This is a genomic window from [Clostridium] symbiosum ATCC 14940, from assembly GCF_000466485.1.
In the GTDB taxonomy this organism is placed as follows: domain Bacteria; phylum Bacillota; class Clostridia; order Lachnospirales; family Lachnospiraceae; genus Otoolea; species Otoolea symbiosa.
The window spans coordinates 23,997-31,379 of record NZ_KE992916.1 but is presented as its reverse complement, the minus strand read 5'-3'; the positions used below and the strand labels follow the sequence as shown (position 1 = coordinate 31,379).

The following is a 7,383-nucleotide window of genomic DNA, read 5'->3' as shown; positions in this document are numbered from 1 at the left end:
GACTCATATACACACTCCACCACCCCGTCCGCTGCCTGCGGCGGCGTCCTCACCTGTGCAAAATAAAAACAGAGCAGCTTAAACAGTCTTCCTGTTCTCTCTGCTCCGTCTTTATTTTGCCAGGTTTGCAAATTTTGTCAGCTCCGGCCTCCACATAAGCTGGATGGTTCCTATCGGACCGTTTCTCTGTTTTGCAATAATTACCTCTGCAATATTCGGCATATCCGTATCTTTATTATAATAATCATCTCGATATAAAAACATTACAACGTCGGCATCCTGCTCGATCGCCCCCGACTCTCGAAGGTCGGAAAGCATCGGCCTGTGATCCGGCCTGGTCTCACAGGCTCGCGACAGCTGGGACAGCGCAATTACCGGCGCATTCAGTTCCCTGGCCAGTGCCTTCAGTGATCGCGATATCTCCGAGATCTCCTGCTGCCTGTTCTCACCGCCCTTGCCGCTGCCGGACATCAGCTGCAGGTAATCGATAATTACAACGCTAAGACCATATTCCAGCTTCATTTTACGACACTTGGAGCGCAGATCCATGATGGAGATACCCGGTGTATCATCGATAATCAGCTTTGAATTTCCGATTACTCCGATGCCTTCCACCACCGCGTCCCAATCGGCATCTGTCAGAGTACCGGTACGAAGCTTTTGTGAATCCACATTAGACTCCATTGAAAGCATTCGGTTTACGAGCTGCTCTTTTGACATCTCCAGGCTGAAAACCATACAGGGAAGTCCCTTCTTAACCGCTACATGGTCAACAACGTTGAGTACAAATGCTGTTTTACCCATAGACGGCCGGGCCGCAATCAAAATAAAATCCGACGGCTGAAAACCGGATGTACGGTAATCCAAATCGATGAACCCGGTGGGTACGCCGGTGACGGTTCCCTGATTCTTAGATGCCGTCTCAATCTTTTCCAATACATTCAAAGCGACCTGCCTGATAGGCACAAATTCACCCGAGCCTTTACTCTGAAGCAGATCGAACACGGCTTTCTCCGTATGAGACAAAATATATTCCAGTTTATCCTTGCCTGCGTAGCAAAGCCCTTCTATCTCTTCGTTTACTTTAATAAGCCGCCTCAGTACGGCTTTCTCCCTGACGATATTCGCATAGGTTTTAACATTGGCAGACGTCGGTACCGTTGTGACTATGTCGCGGACAAACTCCAGGCTGCTGACCTCCGGCGGGACGTCCTTTTCCTTTAAGCGGTTCTGGAGTGTTACCAGATCTACCGGCTTGCCCTCATTGAACAGCTCCACCATGGACTCAAACATCACACCATACTGGTGCTGGTAAAAATCGGCGCCTGTGACTATCTCAGACGCCGAAATAATTGCCTCTCTATCCATCAGCATCGAGCCGATGACCGACTGTTCTGCTTCTACGCTGTGGGGAAGTACCCTTTTTATAAGCGCTTCATCCATCTGTAGACCTCCGATTTCTGAACAATTACCGGCTTGTCAGAATTTCATTTTTTCTGCCGGATTCTTAGCTTTCCACTACCTTGACAGCCAGTTTTCCTGTTACATCCCGATGAAGCTTGATCGGCACCTCATGGGTTCCGAACGTCTTAAGCGGTTCCGGAAGCACCAGTTTCTTTTTATCAATTTCCATTCCAAGCTGATCCTGGATCGCTTTTGTAATTTCCTTCGATGAAACAGAGCCAAACGCTTTTCCGCCCTCTCCCGCTTTGATGGAAAGTGTGATGGATTTCTCCGCCAGGTCCGCAGCCAGATCCTTTGCCGCCTGAAGCTGCTCCGCAGCGATTTTATCGGCGTTGGCCTTCTGCAGTTTTAAGTCGTTAAGGTTCTTTGAAGTTGCTTCGATTCCCAATTTCTTAGGCAGAATAAAGTTTCTGGCGTAACCGTCGTTCACCTTTACAATCTGTCCCTTTTTTCCTAATGCTTTTACGTCTTCCAATAATACAACTTCCATGTCTATATATCCCCTTTCTCCAGCATGTCTGTAATAATCTCTTTTAATTTTACCTTGGCTTCCTCAATCGTTGCTCCCTTTAACTGGGCTCCGGCAATCGTCCTGTGGCCGCCGCCTCCCATCTTCTCCATCATAATCTGGACATTAATCTCGTCGATGGAACGGGCACTGAAGTAAATCGTGTCATCAAGATGAGTAAGTACAAAAGATGCCTTGATTCCGACGATATCGAGCATCTCGTTCGCCGCCTGGGCCCCGACCACGGTCGGACTCTCAATCCCTTCAGCCGGACACTCTGAAATGGCAAAATACTCTTTAAATATCTCCGCCTTCTGGATTGCCTCGGCTCTCGCCTTATAGTCCTCCAGCTTATCGCGGAACAATTTTCTGACCCTGACCACATCAGCGCCGTTTCTGCGCAGGAAAGCTGCCGCCTCAAACGTTCTGACTCCGGCCTGGTTCATGAAGTTATTTGTATCAATAACGATTCCGGCATACATGGCGTCAGCCTCTGCCGGCTTGATTTTAATGCCGTCTCCGATATACTGAAGAATCTCAGCCACCATCTCACATGTTGAAGATGCATACGGCTCCACATAGGACAACACTGCGTTGTCGATTATCTCACTGCTCTGTCTGTGGTGATCCAGCACCACAATCGTCTTAATCTTCTTAAGCAGTTCCGGAGCTTCGGCAATACTCGGCCTGTTGACGTCAACGACAAACAGCATCGTATTGGCATCAGCCCACTCAGCCGCCTCTTCACCCGTCATCAGCAGATCTTCCGGGTAATCCGGATTGTTCTGAAATCTTGCCATCATCGGCTTAACAGAAGAATTGACGCTGTTGACGACGATTCTGGCCTTTTTATTAAACGAAGTGGCTATCCGGTAGATCCCGATGGCCGCGCCGAAGGAGTCGATATCGCCAATTTTGTGACCCATAATCAGCAGTTTGTCTTTTGTATCCATCAATTCCCGCATTGCATGCGCTTTGACGCGGGCTTTAACACGGGTCGTCTTCTCAAGCTGCTGGGATTTTCCGCCGTAATAGCGGATTCTCGTTCCGTCCTTGACTACAGCCTGATCGCCGCCCCGGCCCAAAGCCATGTCAATGGCGGTTCTGGCATATTCGTAGTTCGTTATATAGCTGGTTCCGTTCATACCCATACCGATACTGAGCGTAACCGCCATCTCGTTCCCGATATTAACAGTCTTAACATCTTCCAGAAGTGAAAAACGGTTCTCCTGAATCTCTTCCGTATACTGCTGCTTGATGACAAAAAGATATTTATCCTTCTCGAGCTTCTTAACAATCCCATCCATATTGGAGATATATTTGTTAATCTTACGGTCAATCAGTGCAGAAAGAAGGGAGCGTCTCACCTCTTCCACGCTCTCCAGCGCCTCTTCATAATTATCGAGATAAATCAGGCCCGCTACCAGCTTCTGGTTATCAATCTCCCTCTTATAGGAGAGTACTTCCGTCTCATCAAACAGATAGATAGCCAGCAAGGTCTCTTCCGTGATCCCCTGAGCTTCTTCCAGTTTCAGGCTCTCATTCTCATCCATATAAATCTGCCTGATATCAACCCGGTAAAATTTCCCGTCAAAAGAAGAATGGATGCTGGAACGTTCCTCCATATCTTCCAGAATTTCTTTTGTAATATCCGGAAAAATAGCCGTCAGGCTCTTTCTGCAGCTTTTGTCCTCTTTCACAACAGCCCCGAAGGCACTGTTCATCCAAATCAGATGGCCTTCCGAATCAGCTATCGCATATGGCATCGCCATCTCAGAGAGAAGCTGCTTCTGCACCCATGCATATTCTGTCGAAAACTCCACCAGTCCGCCCATCAGCCGTTTTCTCCTGTACAGGAACAGCCACAGGGCAATTACAATATAAAGCAAGGTAAATCCAGACATAGCAAAGCCGGCCTTGGAGCTGATCGCACCCACAACCAGGTTTGCCGCCATCAAAAAAACCGACAATATTACCGGCCATTGCAGATAAAAACGCAGTTGGCCCTTTATTTTTGTATTTTCTCTCATTCTCTGTCTCCCGTGAAAAAACGCCCACCTATTCTCAACATTATATCATAAACAAATCTGTTAGTCCAGAAATAGATTGGAACCGGGTCCGGCGCCGGTAACAGTTAGTTACTGATCACTCCTTGCGGAAACCAAAATTCCGCCGGGTATTAACCTGCTGCTTTTGCAATATGACGTCAAATCTGATATAATAGGCAGACAAAGAGAAATCGGGTAAATTACAAATGAGGGTTATCGCTTATGCTATTATTCAGTATGGTTGAGAATGAAAAAGATTTATCGAAGTTTCAGCGGATTTATGATCAGTATAAAAACATGATGTACTGGGTTGCCTATGATATCACGAAGAACACACATGACGCGGAAGACGTGGTACAGCTTTCTCTGATAAAGCTGATTGATATATTATACAGAATAGAAGAAGAGGAAATAGGCCGGTCACGCTGCAAAAATCTCTTGATTACTATCACAAAAAACACCGCTATCGATCATTTACGCAAAGCCAGTCATGCGCCAATCCCTTTTGAAACAGTTGAAAAACCAGATACCAGCCGGAGTGCGGAGGATCTCTACATCGAGACGGAGGACTATAAAAAGTTAATCCAATGCATAGACAAACTGGACGAAAAATATACAGAGGTACTCAGGTTAAGGCTCCTTCACCACCTGAGCGCCAGAGAAACGGCTAAAATATTGAATATAAGCGAATTTAACGTGAACACTCGTCTTTTGCGTGCAAAACGGCTGCTGGCAGAGCTGTTAAGGGAGGTGTTAAAATGAGTGACGATTTAAAACGAAAGAAAAGTGATTATTTATTAGAATTAGCCCTCGAAGAACAGCTTGAAAATGACAGAGAAATGCAGGCCTATCAATCCGGCAATGAACGTCCGCATGAATTTTCTGATGAGCATAACCGTAAAATAAAAGATATATTAAAACGGGCAGAAAGAGAAGAGAACAAGAAGAAATATCGCAGAAAACGTCTTCAGGCTGCTGCCTGCATCATCCTTATCCTGTCTATCAGCACTCTGACTGTGACGCGTGTGGAAGCATTTCGTCTGCCTTTGATACGGTTTTTCTCGGAGATACGGGAAAAGTCAACGAAGCTTAATATGCAGGGAGAAAATAATTTTAATTTGACTAAAAAATTTCAGGAATATGAGCCTCAGTATATTCCTAGTGGGTTTAGTGTTGATGAAGTTAATGAAGGAGAATTGTCTTTTTTTATACGTTATCTTAATGAAGATAAAGATCAAGAGTATTTCTTCTATTATTTTAACAATCTGACAACTAAAACTATGGATACTGAAGAAGCAAATGTTGTAGCAACAGAAATCAATGGGAATAAAGTCTATATGATTGAGAAAAAGGACGAAGTACGAGTTTTAATGTACAAAAACATGCATCAGCTTTATCTGAGGGGCTCTATTCCACTGGAAGAAGCTTACAAAATTTTAGAAAGCATAAAATAATTTAATATTATGTTATATTTTAGATTCCTGAAACGTTTATTAAATGAATAAAAAAAGGAGGAATCTTTAATATGAAAAACATGTTTAAAAAAGCAATTGTAACTTTTGTTGTCGCTGTCACTATGGTATCCTGCCTCGCTTTTACAGCTTTCGCAGGCACACCCAGATGGTCCCATTGGACGATGTTAAGTGGCGAAATAGTAATCAAATCAGAAAATAAAGCCCTCATTTCCGTGGTATGTGACTGCAGCTCAGCAGAGGCTAATAAAGTTAAGGTAACCACTGAGCTTCAGCAGCTTGATGGCTCATGGAAAACAATTAAGAGCTGGACGGAATCAAGGGATAGTACAGGTTTCCTGATGGAGAAAACCTACGGCATCGCAAAAAATTACAGCTATCGCTTAAAAGTAACCGCCAGAGCATATAAAGATACCAAACTGTTGGAAACCGTAACCGAAACCTTTGATTACGGCTATTATCAGTAAATTTTTTTGCTGATATGTTCCTAATGATTTCACACAAAAAAGAAAGCCGGTATTGACTTTCACGGTACATCGTATAACGATAACCTGCACGCAACGCGCACAGGTTACCGCCATCAATAAGGAGCCCCTGAACATATATTGTTCCGGGGCTCTCATTATTTATAAGTATCATATTGTTCATAGGTCGGGAACTTACTGAATTGAAATGATAATCAATAAATATATTTAAATTCACAAAGAATTATTTATGAGATAGAAAATACAGATTAGAATAATATTCCCCATTAAATGGAGGGAGCCGGCCGGGATTTCTCCCCGCCGGCATGAGTATGAAAAAGTCTATGTAAAAGGTTGTTCTCCTGTTTGATTATTACTATACAGGAAATTTGTGACCAAAGTTTGACCCTGAAATAAACAAACCATAAAAAGGATTAAGACTTTCTGACAAAATCAGGAAATTCATATCAACCGCCCCAATTCAACTTGAATACGTGACAACCTTAATGAGCAAAACCGTTGCCGCGTCATATACTATAAGTAATGGGAAATTGAAGGTATACTCCTATGCATGCTGAAAGGTATACAATCACTATATTTGGAATTGACGCAAAGTACTATACTGATGAATACATTTCACATATCTGGAAAACTTGTACTGAAAATGAATATCAAAAAAGCCGTCAATTTATCACCGGGCTTGTTGATAAGAGAAGCCTGGTGTGCGGAACAATAAGAGGATGCGAATTAGCCGAATACGCCCATATCATCACAGTCGTCAGAAATCCTGTTGAGTTCAGCGATACCGATACTTTCTGGAACTCTTTAAAAAATGTACTCAAGGAATTGCGGGTTTCTCTGGGGAATCCCAGTATGACGATCGCGAAGCAGCAGATAGAATATTATTATTTTAAATAGTAAAACGATTATAAAAACTTCCCTGAAAAAAGGGGGGGCCGGCTGGATTTCTCCCGCCGGCATGAGTATGAAAAAGTCTATGTAAAAGGTTGTTGTCCTGTTTGATTATTACTATACAGGAAATTTGTGTCAAAAGTTTGACCTGCGGATAAACAAATAATAAAAAACATAAAGACTTTATTATGGAATTGGAAATAATCAAATAAACTCTGGTGATCCCGGTGCTGTTCCCCTCCCCCGTTACTGTTCACCCCCCGCCAGAAATCGGCGTGGTGCGAAATTCCATTCCAGTATTGACAATCCGTCAATATAGTGTTACACTCACCATCAATAGGGAGCTCGTAGGCGGGCTGAGAGGAAGTAATCTAACTTCGACCTTTATAACCTGATTTGGATAATGCCAACGTAGGGATCATACAAGACGGATATATAACTATTCGAGCCTGGGATCTGTTGGTCCCAGGTTTTTTTATTTAACAGGAAAGACTCCTGTTAAATAAAAACCGCTC

The 7,383-nt window shown here is 43.7% G+C and carries 7 protein-coding genes and 1 riboswitch; of the genes, 4 read left to right on the top strand and 3 right to left on the bottom strand.

What is annotated here, in order from left to right; genetic code table 11:
* Positions 1 to 111: 111 nt before the first annotated feature.
* From dnaB to CLOSYM_RS11200, 3 genes are all read right to left on the bottom strand, one after another.
* On the bottom strand, positions 112 to 1,443 hold the full coding sequence (dnaB, locus tag CLOSYM_RS11210; protein ID WP_003501042.1) for a replicative DNA helicase: 1,332 nt from the start codon (positions 1,441 to 1,443) through the stop codon (positions 112 to 114).
* Positions 1,444 to 1,507: 64 nt separating this feature from the next.
* Positions 1,508 to 1,954, bottom strand: a complete 447-nt coding sequence (gene rplI, locus CLOSYM_RS11205; RefSeq protein WP_003501043.1) for a 50S ribosomal protein L9 — start codon at positions 1,952 to 1,954, stop codon at positions 1,508 to 1,510.
* 2 nt (positions 1,955 to 1,956) lie between these two features.
* Positions 1,957 to 4,002 carry a DHH family phosphoesterase gene (locus CLOSYM_RS11200; RefSeq protein ID WP_003501045.1) on the bottom strand — a complete coding sequence of 682 codons (2,046 nt, stop codon included), beginning with the start codon at positions 4,000 to 4,002 and terminating at the stop codon, positions 1,957 to 1,959.
* A gap of 240 nt (positions 4,003 to 4,242) precedes the next feature.
* On the opposite strand from CLOSYM_RS11200, the gene CLOSYM_RS11195 reads away from it, so the two are divergent.
* The 4 genes from CLOSYM_RS11195 to CLOSYM_RS11180 all read left to right on the top strand — a co-directional run bounded on the left by CLOSYM_RS11195 (position 4,243) and on the right by CLOSYM_RS11180 (position 6,874).
* The gene (locus tag CLOSYM_RS11195; protein WP_003511113.1) at positions 4,243 to 4,782 is read left to right on the top strand and encodes an RNA polymerase sigma factor; all 540 of its coding nucleotides are present in this window, start codon (positions 4,243 to 4,245) and stop codon (positions 4,780 to 4,782) included.
* Positions 4,779 to 5,474: a DUF4367 domain-containing protein gene (locus CLOSYM_RS11190; protein WP_021642200.1), complete on the top strand. Its 696-nt coding sequence runs from the start codon at positions 4,779 to 4,781 to the stop codon at positions 5,472 to 5,474. Before CLOSYM_RS11195 ends, CLOSYM_RS11190 begins: the two co-directional genes overlap by 4 nt.
* Positions 5,475 to 5,545: 71 nt before the next feature.
* Complete coding sequence (locus CLOSYM_RS11185; RefSeq protein ID WP_021642199.1) at positions 5,546 to 5,959, top strand: hypothetical protein; 414 nt, start codon at positions 5,546 to 5,548, stop codon at positions 5,957 to 5,959.
* A gap of 564 nt (positions 5,960 to 6,523) precedes the next feature.
* Positions 6,524 to 6,874: a hypothetical protein gene (locus CLOSYM_RS11180; protein WP_003501051.1), complete on the top strand. Its 351-nt coding sequence runs from the start codon at positions 6,524 to 6,526 to the stop codon at positions 6,872 to 6,874.
* A gap of 321 nt (positions 6,875 to 7,195) precedes the next feature.
* Positions 7,196 to 7,302, top strand: a riboswitch (TPP riboswitch).
* Positions 7,303 to 7,383: the final 81 nt, after the last annotated feature.